Source organism: Metabacillus sp. B2-18, from assembly GCF_021117275.1.
Classification (GTDB): Bacteria; Bacillota; Bacilli; order Bacillales; family Bacillaceae; genus Metabacillus.
Map to the genome: position 1 here is coordinate 4,950,113 of NZ_CP088245.1, position 15,779 is coordinate 4,965,891.

14 protein-coding genes and 1 pseudogene are annotated in these 15,779 nt (G+C 36.9%); 2 read left to right on the forward strand and 13 right to left on the reverse strand.

The genetic code is table 11. From position 1 onward, the window contains the following. Window positions 1–38: 38 nt before the first annotated feature. Both galE and LPC09_RS24725 read right to left on the reverse strand, forming a co-directional pair. Complete coding sequence (galE, locus tag LPC09_RS24720; RefSeq protein ID WP_231308671.1) at window positions 39–1,028, reverse strand: UDP-glucose 4-epimerase GalE; 990 nt, start codon at window positions 1,026–1,028, stop codon at window positions 39–41. A gap of 21 nt (window positions 1,029–1,049) precedes the next feature. Beyond that, window positions 1,050–2,219: a galactokinase gene (locus LPC09_RS24725; protein ID WP_231308672.1), complete on the reverse strand. Its 1,170-nt coding sequence runs from the start codon at window positions 2,217–2,219 to the stop codon at window positions 1,050–1,052. Window positions 2,220–2,449: 230 nt separating this feature from the next. Here LPC09_RS24725 and LPC09_RS24730 point away from each other — a divergent pair, with 230 nt between their 5' ends. Further along, the gene (locus LPC09_RS24730) at window positions 2,450–3,295 is read left to right on the forward strand and encodes an AraC family transcriptional regulator (protein WP_098795162.1); all 846 of its coding nucleotides are present in this window, start codon (window positions 2,450–2,452) and stop codon (window positions 3,293–3,295) included. A 274-nt stretch (window positions 3,296–3,569) separates the two neighbouring features. On the opposite strand, the gene LPC09_RS24735 is transcribed toward LPC09_RS24730, so the two are convergent. The 8 genes and pseudogenes from LPC09_RS24735 to LPC09_RS24770 form a co-directional block, all read right to left on the reverse strand. Continuing rightward, complete coding sequence (locus LPC09_RS24735; protein WP_098795163.1) at window positions 3,570–3,824, reverse strand: hypothetical protein; 255 nt, start codon at window positions 3,822–3,824, stop codon at window positions 3,570–3,572. Between the two features lie 67 nt (window positions 3,825–3,891). After that, entirely contained in the window at window positions 3,892–4,806 is a 915-nt protein-coding gene (locus tag LPC09_RS24740; RefSeq protein ID WP_231308673.1) for an NAD(P)/FAD-dependent oxidoreductase, read from the reverse strand. A 474-nt stretch (window positions 4,807–5,280) separates the two neighbouring features. After that, window positions 5,281–6,185 (reverse strand): annotated as a pseudogene (locus LPC09_RS24745) (SDR family oxidoreductase). A gap of 111 nt (window positions 6,186–6,296) precedes the next feature. After that, window positions 6,297–7,592 (reverse strand): TolB family protein, encoded by a 1,296-nt coding sequence (locus LPC09_RS24750; RefSeq protein ID WP_176550947.1) that lies wholly within the window; start codon window positions 7,590–7,592, stop codon window positions 6,297–6,299. Window positions 7,593–7,658: 66 nt separating this feature from the next. Beyond that, window positions 7,659–8,672: an ABC transporter permease gene (locus tag LPC09_RS24755; RefSeq protein ID WP_231308674.1), complete on the reverse strand. Its 1,014-nt coding sequence runs from the start codon at window positions 8,670–8,672 to the stop codon at window positions 7,659–7,661. Next, window positions 8,669–9,541 carry an ABC transporter permease subunit gene (locus LPC09_RS24760; RefSeq protein WP_141549639.1) on the reverse strand — a complete coding sequence of 291 codons (873 nt, stop codon included), beginning with the start codon at window positions 9,539–9,541 and terminating at the stop codon, window positions 8,669–8,671. Before LPC09_RS24760 ends, LPC09_RS24755 begins: the two co-directional genes overlap by 4 nt. A gap of 684 nt (window positions 9,542–10,225) precedes the next feature. Then, the gene (gene nfsA, locus LPC09_RS24765; protein WP_098795170.1) at window positions 10,226–10,975 is read right to left on the reverse strand and encodes an oxygen-insensitive NADPH nitroreductase; all 750 of its coding nucleotides are present in this window, start codon (window positions 10,973–10,975) and stop codon (window positions 10,226–10,228) included. 114 nt (window positions 10,976–11,089) lie between these two features. Continuing rightward, window positions 11,090–12,298: an MFS transporter gene (locus LPC09_RS24770; protein WP_098795171.1), complete on the reverse strand. Its 1,209-nt coding sequence runs from the start codon at window positions 12,296–12,298 to the stop codon at window positions 11,090–11,092. A gap of 304 nt (window positions 12,299–12,602) precedes the next feature. On the opposite strand from LPC09_RS24770, the gene LPC09_RS24775 reads away from it, so the two are divergent. Continuing rightward, window positions 12,603–12,884 carry a spore morphogenesis/germination protein YwcE gene (locus LPC09_RS24775; protein WP_098795172.1) on the forward strand — a complete coding sequence of 94 codons (282 nt, stop codon included), beginning with the start codon at window positions 12,603–12,605 and terminating at the stop codon, window positions 12,882–12,884. Between the two features lie 46 nt (window positions 12,885–12,930). On the opposite strand, the gene qoxD is transcribed toward LPC09_RS24775, so the two are convergent. From qoxD to qoxB, 3 genes are read right to left on the reverse strand one after another with little or no spacing between them, the layout of a single operon-like run. Then, on the reverse strand, window positions 12,931–13,215 hold the full coding sequence (qoxD, locus tag LPC09_RS24780) for a cytochrome aa3 quinol oxidase subunit IV (protein ID WP_098795173.1): 285 nt from the start codon (window positions 13,213–13,215) through the stop codon (window positions 12,931–12,933). A 3-nt stretch (window positions 13,216–13,218) separates the two neighbouring features. Continuing rightward, a complete protein-coding gene (qoxC, locus tag LPC09_RS24785) occupies window positions 13,219–13,815 on the reverse strand; it encodes a cytochrome aa3 quinol oxidase subunit III (protein WP_098795174.1) in 597 nt (198 codons plus the stop codon). 2 nt (window positions 13,816–13,817) lie between these two features. Further along, on the reverse strand, window positions 13,818–15,761 hold the full coding sequence (gene qoxB, locus LPC09_RS24790) for a cytochrome aa3 quinol oxidase subunit I (RefSeq protein WP_098795175.1): 1,944 nt from the start codon (window positions 15,759–15,761) through the stop codon (window positions 13,818–13,820). Window positions 15,762–15,779 lie beyond the last annotated feature (18 nt).

Sequence of the window (15,779 nt, forward strand, 5' to 3'; positions counted from 1 at the left end):
TTCATCCTCTCATCTTCATTCGCAACGACTAGATATGATTATTTTTGATAGCCCTCTGGATGTTTTTGAAACCAATTCCAAGCACTTTCAATAATCGTGTGAAGATCTGCATATTGCGGCTTCCAGCCTAATTCATTGATTGCTTTTTCAGATGAGGCGATTAAAACAGCCGGATCACCTGCTCGGCGTGGTGCTACCTCTGCAGGAATAGGATGACCTGTTACAGTTCTTGCTGTCTCGATTACCTGTTTAACTGAAAATCCATTTCCATTACCGAGGTTATACGTTGCACTTGTGTTGTCCTTACGCAGCTTTTCAATTGCTAAAATATGTGCATCAGCTAGGTCCGTCACGTGTATATAATCGCGGATACATGTTCCATCTTCTGTTTGGTAATCATCACCAAAGATCATCATTTTCTCACGGTTGCCTAAAGCCACTTGTAAAATAATCGGAATTAAATGTGTTTCAGGATCATGATCTTCGCCAAGCTTTCCTTCCATATGAGCACCAGCTACGTTGAAATAACGAAGAACTACATATTTTAACCCGTAAGCCTGCTCACTCCATTTCAGCATTTTTTCAACGGCAAGCTTTGTTTCTCCATAAGGGTTTGTTGGAACAGTTGGGTCATTTTCAACAATTGGGATATTCTCTGCTTCGCCATATGTTGCAGCTGTTGAAGAAAAGACAATTTTCTTTACGTTAAATTCTGTCATCACTTTTAGTAGACACATTGTTCCATATACATTGTTTTCATAGTATTGAAGAGGTTTTTCAACACTTTCTCCTACTAATGAGTCAGCAGCGAAATGAATAACAGCTTCAATTTCCTGTTCTTTGAACACATTTTTTAAAAACTCTTCATCTTTTAAATCACCATTGTAAAAAGTTGCACCCTCTAAAACAGCCGGAAGATGTCCTTTTTGAAGATTATCAACAACAACTACCTCTTCTTTTCGATCTAAAAGCTCTGATACTGCGTGACTTCCAATGTAGCCTGCTCCACCACATACTAAGATTGCCATGCTTGTTTCCTCCGTTTCGGATTATAAAATTTCCTTTGCTCCGTCTCCTACATTGGCTACGTAGAAATCGGCTGTTAACCCTGTTTTTTCTGCGTAGCTCTTCCCTACTTCTTTAATAAATTCTTCAATTTTATCATTTTGAACGATAGAAACTGTACAACCGCCAAAGCCTGCTCCAGTCATTCTTGATCCTATTACACCGTCTTGATTTAAGGCGGCTTCTACTAATGTATCTAATTCAAAGCCTGTTACTTCATAATCATCTCGCAATGATGTATGAGAATCACACATTAGTTGTCCAAAGCTCTCAATATCACCTTGCTTAAGCTTTTCTACTGCTTGAATCGTTCGAGCATTTTCATAGACTGCATGCTTGGCACGCTTTTGATCCATGCTATTTTGGATGAAATGACGGTTATTTTCAAATTGCTCTGGTGTAAGATCTCCCAGAGATTGAATTGATAGCTCTTTTTGTAATTGACTAAGAGCACGTTCACATTCCGAGCGTCTTTCATTATACTTTGAATCAGCGAGAGCTCTACGTTTGTTCGTGTTTGCAATAACTAAAGAGGCATTTTCTAATACAACCGGACTATATTGATAATCAAGAGTTTGACAGTTTAGCAAAATCGCATGATCTTCTTTTCCCATTCCAATCGCAAACTGATCCATAATTCCGCAGCTCACACCAATAAATTCATTCTCAGCATGCTGACTCATCTGCACCAATTCAAAACGATTAAAATTCGTCTCAAACAAGGCTTGAATAGTGACTGCGGTTACGAGTTCGATTGATGCAGAAGAAGATAAACCTGCTCCATTTGGAATATTACCATAAAATAGGATATCAAAGCCTTTATTTATTTCTATACCTCTATCAATAAATTCCTTCATAACTCCTTTAGGATAGTTCGCCCAATCATGTTCTTTTTGAAGTTGCAATGGATCTTCCGTTGATAGAGTTACAATTCCGATATCAGGAAAGTTGCTAGAATACATACGAATCTTTTGATCATTTCTGAGTGCTACAACCGCGTATGTACCAAATGTTAACGCACAAGGAAAAACGTGTCCGCCATTGTAATCTGTATGTTCACCGATCAAATTCACACGCCCTGGTGCAAAAAAAGATCTTGTAGGCTGATTCTGTTGAAAAATCTCGTTAAATTGATTTTTTAATTGTTCGATCATGAAAATCACCCTTCACTTTGTCGTCATTAGTTTGTTTTTCTATCTTCATTGTAAGTTCCGATTTTGCTGCAAACAATGGTAAAATTAAATGAAGAGATAGCACTTATTTGCTAAGGTTTTCGCTTTAAACTTATTGGAACTAACAATGATTATTACTGTTTACTCAATACATATCAGTCTTTTTTTGCTAATAGCATCTAAAAAGGGTAAGAAAAGGGGATTTTTTTGCTATGAATAAGAAAACGGGTGCAGTTGCTTTTCGTTTTAATGATCCTAATGTGAATCAGGTGGCACAAATATGGTCAGTTGGCTGGGAAGAACAAGAGTCTACGATTTACAATTGGAGTGGCATTGAGAGGAAAGACCAAGAGAAATATATTTTTCAATATACCTTGTCAGGACAAGGAGAAATAGATATAGACGGTAAGGTTCATCAGTTGAAGGCTGGTCATGCCTTTATTGTTAGTAGCCCCGGTCATTATCATTACTATTTGCCCGAGTATTCAACGAAATGGGAGTTTTTATATTTAACTCTATATGGAAACGAAGCGAAGAAATGCTGGGAGCATGTTAAAAGGAAGGGCAACCAAGTTGTTCGTTTTCACCCTGAGGCTGCTCCTGTTAAGCTTGTTAAACAAATGTATGATGATGCTCGTGAACGGAAAATCACGAATGCCTATCAGGGCTCAAGTATTTCCTATCAGTTTATTATGGAGTTATACTTGGCTTTATCAAATGTGGATAAATTAATGGAGGATTGGTCAGAAGGGGTGATTAGTGCCGCTTTATTTGCGAGAAATTACTATCAGGATGAAATTGGTGCTGAAGAAATGGCGGAAGCGTCAAAGTTATCAAAGTATCATTTTACAAGATTGTTTAAGCAAGAAACTGGTGTGACCCCGATTCAGTATTTAACGAATATCCGCTTGCAAAAAGCCATTGAGCTTTTGCAGCATACAAAGTATTCTGTTGACGAAATTGCTCAGTTAGTAGGATATAAGAATGCGAATTATTTGAATAAGATTACTCGTAAGTTAACGGGAAAATCTCCTGGGCAGATTAGGCAGGGGGAGTAGTAATATAGATACTTTGTATTTATAAATACAAATTCAGCTAAAAAATAGGCTGTTTCATTGCGCTGCAGACACTTGCTTTCCGCGGGGAGGAAGCTGAGCCTCCTCGGCTTTGCCTGCGGGGTCTCAGCCTTTCCTCTACCTCCCGCAGGAGTCAAGTGTCTTCCGCTCCATTCCACTGTGGTTATGAAAATTTTATATTGCAACAATCTTTGCCGAAAAACTTCCTATATTACAAAGTAATTAATGCCTATTAACTATAATTGCTTTTTTAAAATCATTCATCCAAATCAATTTGTATAGTTCCTTTTTGGTGCATGATGGTCATTTTTGTGCCTGGGGCCATGATGTTTTCTAGGATGTCTTTGGCTGCTTGTAGGGCAAATTCGATTCGTTCTAGCTTTTCTGATTCTTCCTCCCGCTGGTTGAGTGGAATGTCTGACATTTTTTGTGTATAGGTCAATGATGTTTGATGAAATTGGGCTAGTTTTTCATAAACTTCATCATATAGTTCTTCGATTTCTTTCTTCATGTCCAGCTCCTCCCTTTTTAACTCCTTCTTCTATCATACAAAACTGGGAGCTTAAGTAAACAGGGATTTACGATTGATTTTTCAATAAACGCTTATGAATCCAAATAGCTGCCTGACATCCATCAGCCATTGCAATTGTGACTTGCTCAGAATGCGCGACAACATCTCCAGCTGCCCAAACGTTTGTGATATTTGTTTCCTTTGTTCGCGGATCTACTAGAACATGCTTATTTTCTAGCCTTTCCACACCAAGCTGCTCAGCAAGATCTGAGTGAACTGAGTTACCACCGAAGCCTATAAATCCTTTATCTCCTGCTACTATTTGTCCACTTTTTAGCTTTACTCCTTTAAATTCAAATTCATTTTCGGTGATAATTTCCTCGATCTGTTCGTCTATCACACGAATGTTTTTTTGGTTAAGCTTAGTAAGAAGTGCTGATTCAAGTTGTTCCTCATCATGATTGATAAACGTTATTTTGTCTGTCCAATAAGTTAGCGTTAGAGCTAAATTTCCTCCTGTTTTTCCTGAACCTAATAGCAATACATGTTGATCTCGCACTTCATACCCATCACAATCTGGACAAACATAGATAGAGATTCCTAAGCACGGCTCGATGTTTTTAATATTTGGAATTCGATCCTTAATTCCTGTGGATAATAATAAAGTTTTTGCTTCAAACACTGTTCCATCTTCTGTGTATAGGAGGATGTTTTCTTTATTTTTCTCAGTTTTATGAACAAAGGCTTTTTCAAACTCTACTCCATAGCTTTTCGCTTGCTTTCTTCCTAAGCTTCTCAGCGTTTCCCCACTAACCCCATCAGGCCAGCCAAGTATATTATGATAAGCACGGCACAAATTGGACCGGCCATCTTGATTATCTAAAACAAGCACATTGTGCATGTATCGTCCAAGCTGAAGAGCTGCTTGTAGCCCTGCGATTCCACCGCCAACAATAATACATTCATATGAGGTTGCTTTCATATCCACACGCCCTTTTTCATTTCGTATAAATTAGAATTTGTTAAAAAGAAAAAGATTATCCACATAGAACAAAAGAGCAAGCGCCTCGAGGGGCTAGGCATCTGACTTTTTTAGCAAAAAGTCAGACTGCTGGAGCTGGATGTCGAAGTGTGATCCACAATTGATGCAGTTTATAATTTTTCCTAAACAAAGGAACTGAACATTTTGTCCAGTTCCCACAGGTTTTTCCTCAAATTGTGGATAAAAAGAATTAAACGACATGTATTTACAATATATACACAATAATTCGTCAAAAATTTAGATATTAACAAGTTATTATACTGTTAACAACAAGTTATCCACAAAAGTTATCAACATATCCACATTATCTATCCACATTTTGTGTGGGTACGTGCGTTCGCCACAATATATACAGGACTTTTTTCCATTGTTTAAAAGTTATACACAGGACATTTCTAGTTCTTTTGATCTGACTTATGATGTTCTAAAATCTCCACCATTAACATGTAGAACTTGCCCTGTCACATATCTTGAATCGTCAGAAGCCAGATACACATAAGTTGGAGCAAGCTCAAACGGTTGACCTGCTCGCTTCATTTTTGTATCTGTTCCAAACGTTGCGACATTTTCAGCAGAAAAGCTCGAAGGAATAAGTGGAGTCCAGATTGGTCCTGGTGCTACGCCATTTACCCGTATTCCTTTATCCACAAGTGATAATGAAAGTGATCTAGTAAATGTTGTTATGGCCCCCTTAGTTGCTGAGTAATCAATTAATGTTTTATGTCCTTGATAAGCTGTAATTGACGTAGTATTAATAATCGAACTTCCATTGTTTAAGTATGGTAAGCTCGCTTTCACCATATAGAAGAAAGCAAATATATTCGTTCGGAACGTTGCTTCTAGCTGTTGAGCCGAAATATTTAAAATGCTGTCCTGAACAATTTGAATACCATGGTTATTTACTACAATGTCTAGTCTTCCAAATGTCTGGATTGTTTGCCTTACAACTTCATATGCTGTTCGTTCCTGACCTAAATCTCCAGCATAAAGCAGACATCTTCCACCAAGTTGCTCAATTCTTTGTTTTGTTATTTGAGCATCACGGTGTTCATTTAAGTACGGAATTACAACGGCTGCCCCTTCTTTTACAAATGCATAGGCAACAGCTCTTCCTATGCCACTATCTCCACCTGTAATGATGGCAACCTTATTTTTTAGCTTTCCGCTTCCCTTATACCCCTCCCATTCAGAGATAGGATTTGGGCTCATTTCATATTCAAAACCAGGATGACGGTCTTGGTGCTGAGGCGAAAAGCAATCGGCTGCTCCTTCACCTTTTGCTTTTTAGAATAATATGGATAGACAGGATACGGTTTCATGAGTTAGTCCTCCCTGTAGTTATCTTGGCTATGATAAAGCCTATTCTTCTACAGCTTGGATAGATGACAAAAAAAAACAGGACTTAGGGATACTCCCAAGTCCTGTTTTTATTATTTTTTTCTCATCTTACTCACAATATAAGAGAATAAAACGAGCACCAGTGAACATATAAACATAGCAACAGCCACCATTGCCAACCAGATGCCATACCATGGGTTTGTTATAGCACCAATTGCAAAGCTTCCAATAAAAAAGAGTAAAGAAAGACCAAGACTAATAAATGAGGGTTGAAATACTTTACCTGACCTTCTTTGAGTCAATAAAATCAACCCTACGAAAAACAGGACATAATAAATCGCTGTTGCTACTTCGTTTGATAATAAAAAGTACACGGTTTTCATTGCTAGATGGCGATTGGTTGATGAAGGTAGGTTTACGTTAATTTCTTGTTCATCTCCACCTTCAAATGAGACAGTCATAAGTCGATAGTTCTCTGGATCACTAGGCCAATTTGTATACTCAAGAAATGCTAACTTGTTTTCATGATGGAAAAAGACAGGCGATTGTATATTTTTGTTTAAATTTGTTAATCGTTTTGTTTCAGTTGTATCTAGATCTTGAAGATATAGTTCATATTTAAATAAACTGCTATTCAATGATGCTTTCGTCACTGCCGTGTAAGCTAGTAATTTCTTATCCTTTGATAGGATTGAAGAATACATATCTTTGTTCACATCAGCAACACGTGTTTCTGTTTGATCTTTTAGTGAAAAAGCAGTGAGCTGTTCATTTACTTCATATAAGCTATAATACAATTCTTCTCCATCGACAGAGATTGAAAGTTCATTCATCGTAAAATGATCTTGATCTGTTAATTGTTCTAAATCTGTTTCATCACGATTAATTTTGTAAAGATCATATCCTTCCTTTGTTTCACCTTCCATCTTATTGATTTCAGATGAAAGCTTAGCCGTAAAATACAAGGTCTCACCTGAAGGAGAAAATACAGCATCTTTTACATGTAAAGAATCGTCCGTTACCCGTTTTTGATGACTTCCATCCTTATTCATCACCATTAAGCTTTGCACGCCATCTATTCCCTCAGAAAGAAATAAAAGCTGTTCTGTACCTTGAGAAAACTTGGGGTTCCGGAATCTCCCTTCTTCTTTGCTACTAACTTTCGTAAGCTCCGAACCATCAAGCTTTGCTGTATAAATGGCTTCATCTCCATCTAAATAATAAGAAAATGCAACAGTCCCGTCATCTGGTGAAATGTCAATATCTTTTCCTAGCCCGGTATAAAATTGATAAGGATCTTCTTCGTTTAAAAATTGAAACAAGATAGAGCCAACTAAAAGAAGCAAACTTATAATAGTGAAAACGATTAAAATCCATTTTTCTCTCATTTTCATCCGCTCCTTCTTTTTACGTTCTAAACTTCTACTATTATCATATGCGAAATTTCACGTTTACTACATGAACTTATCCAAAAAATCAAATTGGCTTTTTTCAATTGGATGCTGTTTTTTTATAGTAGGCATTGTTTTCTTCTTTTTCTTTTTAAAATAAACAGGGCGACCAGTAGTCACTCTAGAAAAGCCTTCGACCATAAATGTGACTGCTAAGATCGTTAAAGCAAAGCACATAATCGGTGTTAGAGGAATCCATGGTGCCCATTGAATAAATTGTTTCGACCCCCCGATTAAACCAGACCATTCATTTGTAAATGATCGGGGAGGGTCACTTGCAAGCTGATCGTTAGAAAGAATTGTTCCACCAAAATAGAGATTAAAGATACCTAAATGAGCCATCACAATTAGCGTTTGTACCAATTGCTGTCCAAACAGGATAAAAAAACGATCCTTCAAGCTTGGAATAATATGCTTTATTAGAATATGCCGTCTTGATCCCCCCAATGTTTTGGAGCTTATCACGTATTCTGCTTTAAATAACTCCCTTGTTTCATTTCCTATTAAAACAGCTAAAATCGGGACAGTTAGAATAGTTAGGACTACTACTTCAATTGTCATTCTTTCCATAAATGAATAAACAAAGCCTTCAGGCTGCTGTCTAAGTACAGGAGTTAATAAATAGAGAGCAATAATCGTTAGTGGAATAAAGTGAAAAGCATCTACTACACTATTTATATATTTTTGCCCTCTTGAAAAATAGGCTCCAAGCATCAATCCTAGTGGAATCGATAAAGCCATTCGTAACAAGGCAATAAGAAGAGCCGCTATAACCGTAAACTTTGCCCCAATTAATACCTTACTTAACATGTCATAACCAAGCTTGTCCGTCCCCAGCCACGATTCCTTACGAGGTGCAATAGGAGCAGAGTCAATCAACTCCTTATTTTCATCATAGATGTGATAGATTTGATAAACCTCGTTATCTACAGCTGCTGTATAAATAAAGCTAGTAAGTAACAATCCTGCAACAAAGATAAATCCAATTAAAAAGAGAGGATTTTTAAAAAGCATCATGTCAAAGCTTCCCCTCCCTTTACCGTTTTTTCAATGATGATTTTCACTAGATGATAAAAGATGAAGATTGGGACAAATAAAAAGAGAAGAATAAACGTAAACACTTCCGGTATCATATACGTTCTTAAATAATAGGTAATTCCAAACACATTAAATAGGAGCTCAACAACAACTAATGTTGAAAGCATAAACCATATTGTTTGCTTCAAATGAAAGAAAAGAGAAACAACTGTATTTCGTAAAATGTGCTTCCACAAAATGATTGTATGACGAATTCCCTTTGCCCTAGTTAAAAGAACATAATCCTTTAATAATTCTTCTTCATAAAGATGGATGGTCATTCGATATAACTGAATGGTTGGAAGAATTGCCAAGCAAATGATTGGGAGTAAATAAGCTTGACTGTCTCCAACTGTGACAACCTTCATTAGTAAGAGATCCGTTTTTTTATAGAATGTAATAATCAAAAGCTGCAGCACCAAAATTACTAATATATCTGGTAATGATTCAAAAATGAAAATAGCAAGCTTTATTTTTTCTCGAAGCCATTTTGGAAACTGCATCGTTAAAAATGTTAGTAGAATAGCGACGATATAAGCCAATAAGAGCGCACATATAATGAGCGTTAACGAATAAAAAGCCCCCTCAAATATGTATTTGTAAACCTGATACTCCACCCCTTTAATCTCAAAGGTTATCTCGTTAAAATGAATGAGGCTGTTGATAATACTAGTAAGTGTGTCTATAAACAGCCCAATATGACTTCCCCCTGTACCCTGAGCTATAAACAATGAAGGCAGTGCTCCAAAAATAATAATCCCCACACATGCAGCAATAAACTGCAAACTAATTCCTCCTAGCTTCTTCACCCTCCCACTCCTTTTAGCTACTTTTCCCACAATTATACTATAAATGGTAATTATTAGACGTTATATAAGGAAAATATGTTACATAGAAATAGGACCTGGTTTCTGCTAACGAGTTCCTGCTACCTATCGCAACTATTAATCATGTAATTTTAAATAACCTTCAAATGACACACTATCGGATGTTCATTTTTTCCTTTTATTGGGTTTAACGTACGATTTTATACTGCCTAGCTTTGGAAAAGCATTCACATCCTGGTTTGCGTATGCTTTCTTTCCTTTTTTGATAAAATAAGATGCGAAAATGGGTAATTTTTGCAATTATTACCGCTTTCCTTATCTTTTTTCCTTTTTATGGATTTTACGTATGCATTTTTACCGCTTCTCTTTGAAAAGCATTCACATACCTAATTTGCGTATGCTTTCTTTCCTTTTTTGATAATAAACGATACGGAAATGGATAATATATACATTCCCTGCTGCTTTTTATAGCATTTTTACCATTTTATAGATTTTATGTATGCGTTTTTACCGCTTCTCTTTGAAAAAGCATTCATATTTCTGGTTTCCGTATGCTTTCTATATTTTTCCCCTTAATTAAGTTGCAGAATTAACTTTCCTAAACACAAAAATAGTCCAGCTTATATAGCTGGACCACCACAAAAACATAATTCAGTATTCAGCTCGTTATCTTTTATTAAATCCCTTACCTTCTACAAATTCTTTCATATACATCCTTGAAGGTCTAGCTAGTAAGCCTGCCATTTGTCCTGTCCATGTATCTTTTCTTTTGCCATTGGTTCGTTGCTCGTAATATTGAGATATTTCCTCATCATATTTTTTCAGCTGGTCCATGTAATTGTCTTTATTTTGCTCATATTCATCTTCATGGTAAATATGCTGGAATGGTAGCCTCTGCTTTTGATCGGGCATTTGAGCTGGGTAACCTACAGCAACACCGAAAAGAGGTAAGACTAGTGGTGGGGTTTTTAAAAGCTTACAAACTTCTTCTAAGTTATTTCTAAGTCCACCAATATAAACAGCACCAAGTCCCATTGATTCCGCTGCTAGCACAGCATTTTGCGCAGCAAGAGTTGCGTCAATGACCGCCACCATGAATTTCTCTGTACTTTCTAACACTTGACTTGTATCTTGTTCATGCTTTTCGGATAGTAATTGATGTCTGTATAAATCTGCACAAAACACGAAGAAATGTCCGTTTTCTACAACATAATCTTGCCCACCTGCAAGTTCAGCTAACTTTTTCTTTTTGTCAGGATCCTTAACCCCAATAATTGAATAGGCCTGTACATAACTAGAAGTTGAAGCTGCTTGAGCACTCTCGACAATTGTTTTAATTTGCTCATCTGATAATAGCTTATCTTCAAATTTACGAATGGATCGATGGTTTTGGATTGTGTTAATTATTTCGTTCATGTTTTTCCCTCCTATAACCTTCTTACCTGAAAGGATACCTTGTTTTGTTTCTTTATGCATTTAGGATGCTCAGTAAAAAAAAGATTAGCCCCGAAAGACTAATCTCTACACCTTCTATGCTAATTCCTTTTGCTTTGTTTCCTCACCTAGTACAAGTACAGCTAGTGCACCGACAACTATTGCAACGGCAAAGATAAGGAAAATCGAGTTAATCGAATATTCCGCAGCAACTAAATAACCAACTGTTAATGGTCCTAAAATACCACCAATTCTTCCAAATGAAGCAGCTAAGCCAGCACCTGTTCCACGAACCTCTGTTGGGTAGTGCTCTGGTGTATAAGCATAAAGCCCACCCCATGCACCCAGGTTAAAGAAAGAAAGAAATATACCTGAAGTTAGCAGCAATGGAAGTGTATCTGCATTTCCGAAGAAATAGGCACTAAGAGCCGTTCCAATTAAGAATGTAACAAGAACAAACTTTCTTCCTGCCTTCTCGATCAGATACGCCGCTAAGAAATAACCTGGCAGCTGAGCAAGTGTCATAATTAGTACATATTGAAAGCTTTTAATTAAACTGAAACCTTTCATGACCATTACACTTGGTAACCATAGGAACATTCCATAATATGAAAAAACAACACAAAACCATAGAATCCATAGCATGGTTGTTTGCTTTGTATATGGTCTTGCCCATACTTTTGCAATCTTTGTAAAAGACGATTCCTTTTGCTTTGAGACTGTAATAGCTTGAAACCTTGGAGAGTCCGGAAGTTTCAACCTTAAATATAAGGCATAAAATGCTGGCAATGCACTTAATAATAGCGCAGCCTGCCAACCGTAAGAAGGAATAACAAAATATGAAATAAGTGCAGCGATTAACCAACCACCTGCCCAGAAGCTTTCCAACAAAACAACAACCCTGCCTCGCTCATTTGCCGGGACACTTTCTGATACTAAAGTTGAAGCAACAGGAAGTTCTCCTCCTAAACCAGCTCCAATAAAAAATCTTAAAATAAGGAATAATGTTAGTGACGTCACAAATGCAGATATTCCACTTCCGATTGAAAATAAAAGAAGTGTAATAATAAACACTTGCTTACGCCCAACTTTGTCTGCCATTAAACCAAAAACTAATGCCCCTACAGCCATACCGATTGAATTCACACTACCAATCCAACCCATTTGCTCTGATGTTAAATCCCAATCCTTTTGTAATGCTGCAATAATGAATGAAAGAATTCCAACATCCATTGCATCAAACATCCAGCCTAAGCCTGCAATACCAAGTAATTTTCTCCTTGAGATATTCTGTGTTGTATCCATGTAAACCACCTTTCATTTTTAACCATAAGTGGTATCAGTATAAATGTACCAACTTTTTCCTCAGCTCTCCACTAACACTTATACTCTAAATAAAAACAGCTCGTCAATCTATATTGCTTAACATACCAAAATTAATTTATTCTCATACATTTTTATCTTTGTCAAACAATTAAAGATATGTTATATTAAATGTAACAAAAAATTCACAAATTGGTTTTAGTTTTGACACAAAATAGCCTAGTTTTAGACAAAATTAAAAAGGTACCGACATATGAAAGCGATACCACTAAAGGAGCGTATGAACATGGATGTATTTTTCGCTTATTTATTAATTGGAACAGCTACACCAATCTTTTTATGGCTTGAAAATAGAAAAATTGCTCTTTTACAAATCCCACTGATTGTTTTAATGTGGACTACGTTAATTCTATATATGTATGCTGATTTTGGAGCAGGACATCTAATATTTGGATCGATTTTTGTGATTAATATTATCGCTGCTCACTTAACAGTTCTTTATGTTCTTTATACTTCTAAACTGCCTGAGTTTTTACAAAGCAGAACAGACGAAGGCTATACACATTAATACGCAAAAAAGGTATGACTCAAATATGAGTCATACCTTTTTCGTTTTAATGCATATCCCAAACCATTGCTAACAAAGTACCAAAGATTGTTACTAATGCAATAATTACTCCATAGTATACATTTGTATAGATCGCTGCTTTGTCCTCAGTTTCACCTGCGTGCATAAATACCACTAACTGAAGGCCAGCCTGTATAAATGCTGTTACTAACAGGACTGTCATCCCTACTGTAAATGACATATCGAAGAAGTAAACACCCAGTGCTACTAAAGTAAGGACTAGTGAAAAGACAAAACCCATCACTTGTTTCATCGGGAATAATTCACTCATTGTTTACATCATTCCTTTCAAATAGATGAAGCTGAAGATAAAGATCCAAACAACATCTAGGAAGTGCCAGTATAAACTGAAAATAAATGACTTGTTAGCTGTTTCTGGAGTTAATCCACGCTTTTTCACTTGCATGATGATAAATAGTCCCCAGAATAAACCTACCGTTACGTGGGCTCCGTGAGTACCTAAAGTCGTTAATAAGATCGACGTAAAGGCACTTGCCCCAATGCCTGCTCCTTCATGTGCATAGTGGATAAATTCATAGATCTCGATACCTAAGAATCCTAATCCAAGAAGAAGTGTAATAGCAAAGAAATTTATCATTGCTTTTTGTCTACCAAGACGCATCGCATGAATACCTAAACCAATTGTGAAACTACTTGTTAAAAGTAAGAATGTTTCAAGGATAACAGGTGTAATAACGAAGATTTCGGCTCCATCAGGACCTGTTCCTGTGCGATTATATAATGTGAAATAGGTAGCGAAAAGTGTTGCGAAAAGCATGATTTCCGCACCTAGGAAAATCCAAAATCCAAAGATCTTTAAACGATTTTCTTCTGTAGCATATTCAAGTGGTAGCGAGTTATCAATTTTCATCATTAAGCACCTCGCAATTCTGATTCAGTTTCTTCAATTTCTTTAACAGGAATATAACGACCATGATCTTTTTCGAAAGAACGTAGTGTCATAAAGATAAAGATTCCGATTGTAGTAATAATTGCTGGAATCCATAGGCTAAAGATTAGTGAGAAGCCCCATACAAAGAACACACAGCTCATTAGGAATGGCATTCCACTGTTATTCGGCATATGAATTTTTTCAATTTCACCTTTAAATAGCTTGTGATCATGTTTTTTCGCATCCCAGAATGGTTCGCTAGATGTAACTTCTGGAACAATTGCGAAGTTGTATTCTGGAACTGGAGTGTGTGTAGCCCACTCTAGTGTGCGTGCATCCCATGGATCTGCACTAATATCTCTAGATGCATAACGAATGCTGTAGTAAATGTTATAAACGATTAACACAAAACCAATTGCCATAATCCCGGCACCCACAAATGAAACCATGTTAAGTGGTCCAAATCCAGTAGATTCTGAATACGTGAAGCTACGACGTACTTGACCATCTAAACCTGTAATATACATTGGGATAAATGCTAGAACAAATCCGATTGAAAGCAACCATGCTGTCCATTTCCCCAGTCTTTCGTTCAACATAAAACCAAACATTTTTGGCCAATAGTAAGTTAATCCTGCAAGCATAGCAAAAACTACACCTGGAATAATAACATTGTGGAAGTGAGCAACTAAGAACATTGTATTATGATACTGATAGTCAGCTGCAGACATCGCAAGCATAACCCCAGTTACTCCACCTAATGTGAATAGTGGAATGAAAAGCATTGAATAAAGCATTGGTGTTGTCATACGAATTTTACCTTTTCTGAGCGTAAGCAGCCAGTTAAAGATTTTAACACCAGTTGGCACAGCAATGATCATCGTTGTAATAGAGAAAATGCTGTTTGTAAAGGCACCTTGACCCATTGTAAAGAAGTGATGCGCCCATACTAAGAAAGATAATAGTGAAATTAATACCATAGACCAAACCATTGATTTATAGCCATATAGGTTACGTCCTGAGAATGTAGAGATAATCTCACTGTAAAGACCAAATGCCGGTAAAATCAAGATATACACTTCAGGATGTCCCCAAACCCAGAACAAGTTGGCCCAAAGCATATCCATACCACCGTTATCAAGTGTAAAGAAATGTGTTCCAAATAAACGATCCATTGTACCCATTGCAAGTGCTACAGTTAACACGGGGAATGCGAAAACAATGATTAAGTTTGCAATAAGAGCTGACCATGTGAACATTGGCATTTTCATTAATGTCATACCAGGTGCTCTCATTTTCATAATCGTCGTGATAAAGTTAATACCCGTCATCAGGGTTCCTATCCCTGCAATCTGTATCGCGATCATATAATAGTTCGTACCTACAGATTTACTAAACTCTTCACTTGCTAGTGGGAAATATGAAGTCCACCCTGCGTCAGGTGATCCACCAACAACGAATGAAATATTAAATAACATAGCTCCCATAAAGAATAACCAGAAGCTTAAAGCATTAAGACGTGGGAATGCAACATCACGTGCTCCAATTTGCAGTGGAACAACCAAGTTCATGAAGAACATGATAAATGGCATCGCCATGAATAGAATCATAACAACCCCGTGTGTTGTGAAGATCTCATTATAATGCTGTGAATCGAGTAACGTATTATCAGGAACCGCTAGCTGTGCACGAAGCATAATTCCGTCCACACCACCACGGAATAACATAACTAACGCGGAAATTAAATACATAATACCGATACGTTTATGGTCAACTGTTGTTATCCATTCACGCCATAAATAACCCCATTTTTTAAAGTACGTTAATCCAGCAATGATAGCAATCGTAGTTAAACCAATGGCTACCATCGAAGCATAGATTGCAAAGCTTGGATGAGGTACGGCAAAACGATCAAAGAAATCCATACGTTTGTGACTCCTTTC

Coding starts and splice junctions, on each gene's coding strand:
- galE (WP_231308671.1), bottom strand. CDS start 1,028: ATGGCAATCTTAGTATGTGGTGGAGCAGGCTACATTGGAAGTCACGCA.
- LPC09_RS24725 (WP_231308672.1), bottom strand. CDS start 2,219: ATGATCGAACAATTAAAAAATCAATTTAACGAGATTTTTCAACAGAAT.
- LPC09_RS24730 (WP_098795162.1), top strand. CDS start 2,450: ATGAATAAGAAAACGGGTGCAGTTGCTTTTCGTTTTAATGATCCTAAT.
- LPC09_RS24735 (WP_098795163.1), bottom strand. CDS start 3,824: ATGAAGAAAGAAATCGAAGAACTATATGATGAAGTTTATGAAAAACTA.
- LPC09_RS24740 (WP_231308673.1), bottom strand. CDS start 4,806: ATGAAAGCAACCTCATATGAATGTATTATTGTTGGCGGTGGAATCGCA.
- LPC09_RS24750 (WP_176550947.1), bottom strand. CDS start 7,592: ATGAGAGAAAAATGGATTTTAATCGTTTTCACTATTATAAGTTTGCTT.
- LPC09_RS24755 (WP_231308674.1), bottom strand. CDS start 8,672: ATGATGCTTTTTAAAAATCCTCTCTTTTTAATTGGATTTATCTTTGTT.
- nfsA (WP_098795170.1), bottom strand. CDS start 10,975: ATGAACGAAATAATTAACACAATCCAAAACCATCGATCCATTCGTAAA.
- LPC09_RS24770 (WP_098795171.1), bottom strand. CDS start 12,298: ATGGATACAACACAGAATATCTCAAGGAGAAAATTACTTGGTATTGCA.
- LPC09_RS24775 (WP_098795172.1), top strand. CDS start 12,603: ATGGATGTATTTTTCGCTTATTTATTAATTGGAACAGCTACACCAATC.
- qoxD (WP_098795173.1), bottom strand. CDS start 13,215: ATGAGTGAATTATTCCCGATGAAACAAGTGATGGGTTTTGTCTTTTCA.
- qoxC (WP_098795174.1), bottom strand. CDS start 13,815: ATGAAAATTGATAACTCGCTACCACTTGAATATGCTACAGAAGAAAAT.
- qoxB (WP_098795175.1), bottom strand. CDS start 15,761: ATGGATTTCTTTGATCGTTTTGCCGTACCTCATCCAAGCTTTGCAATC.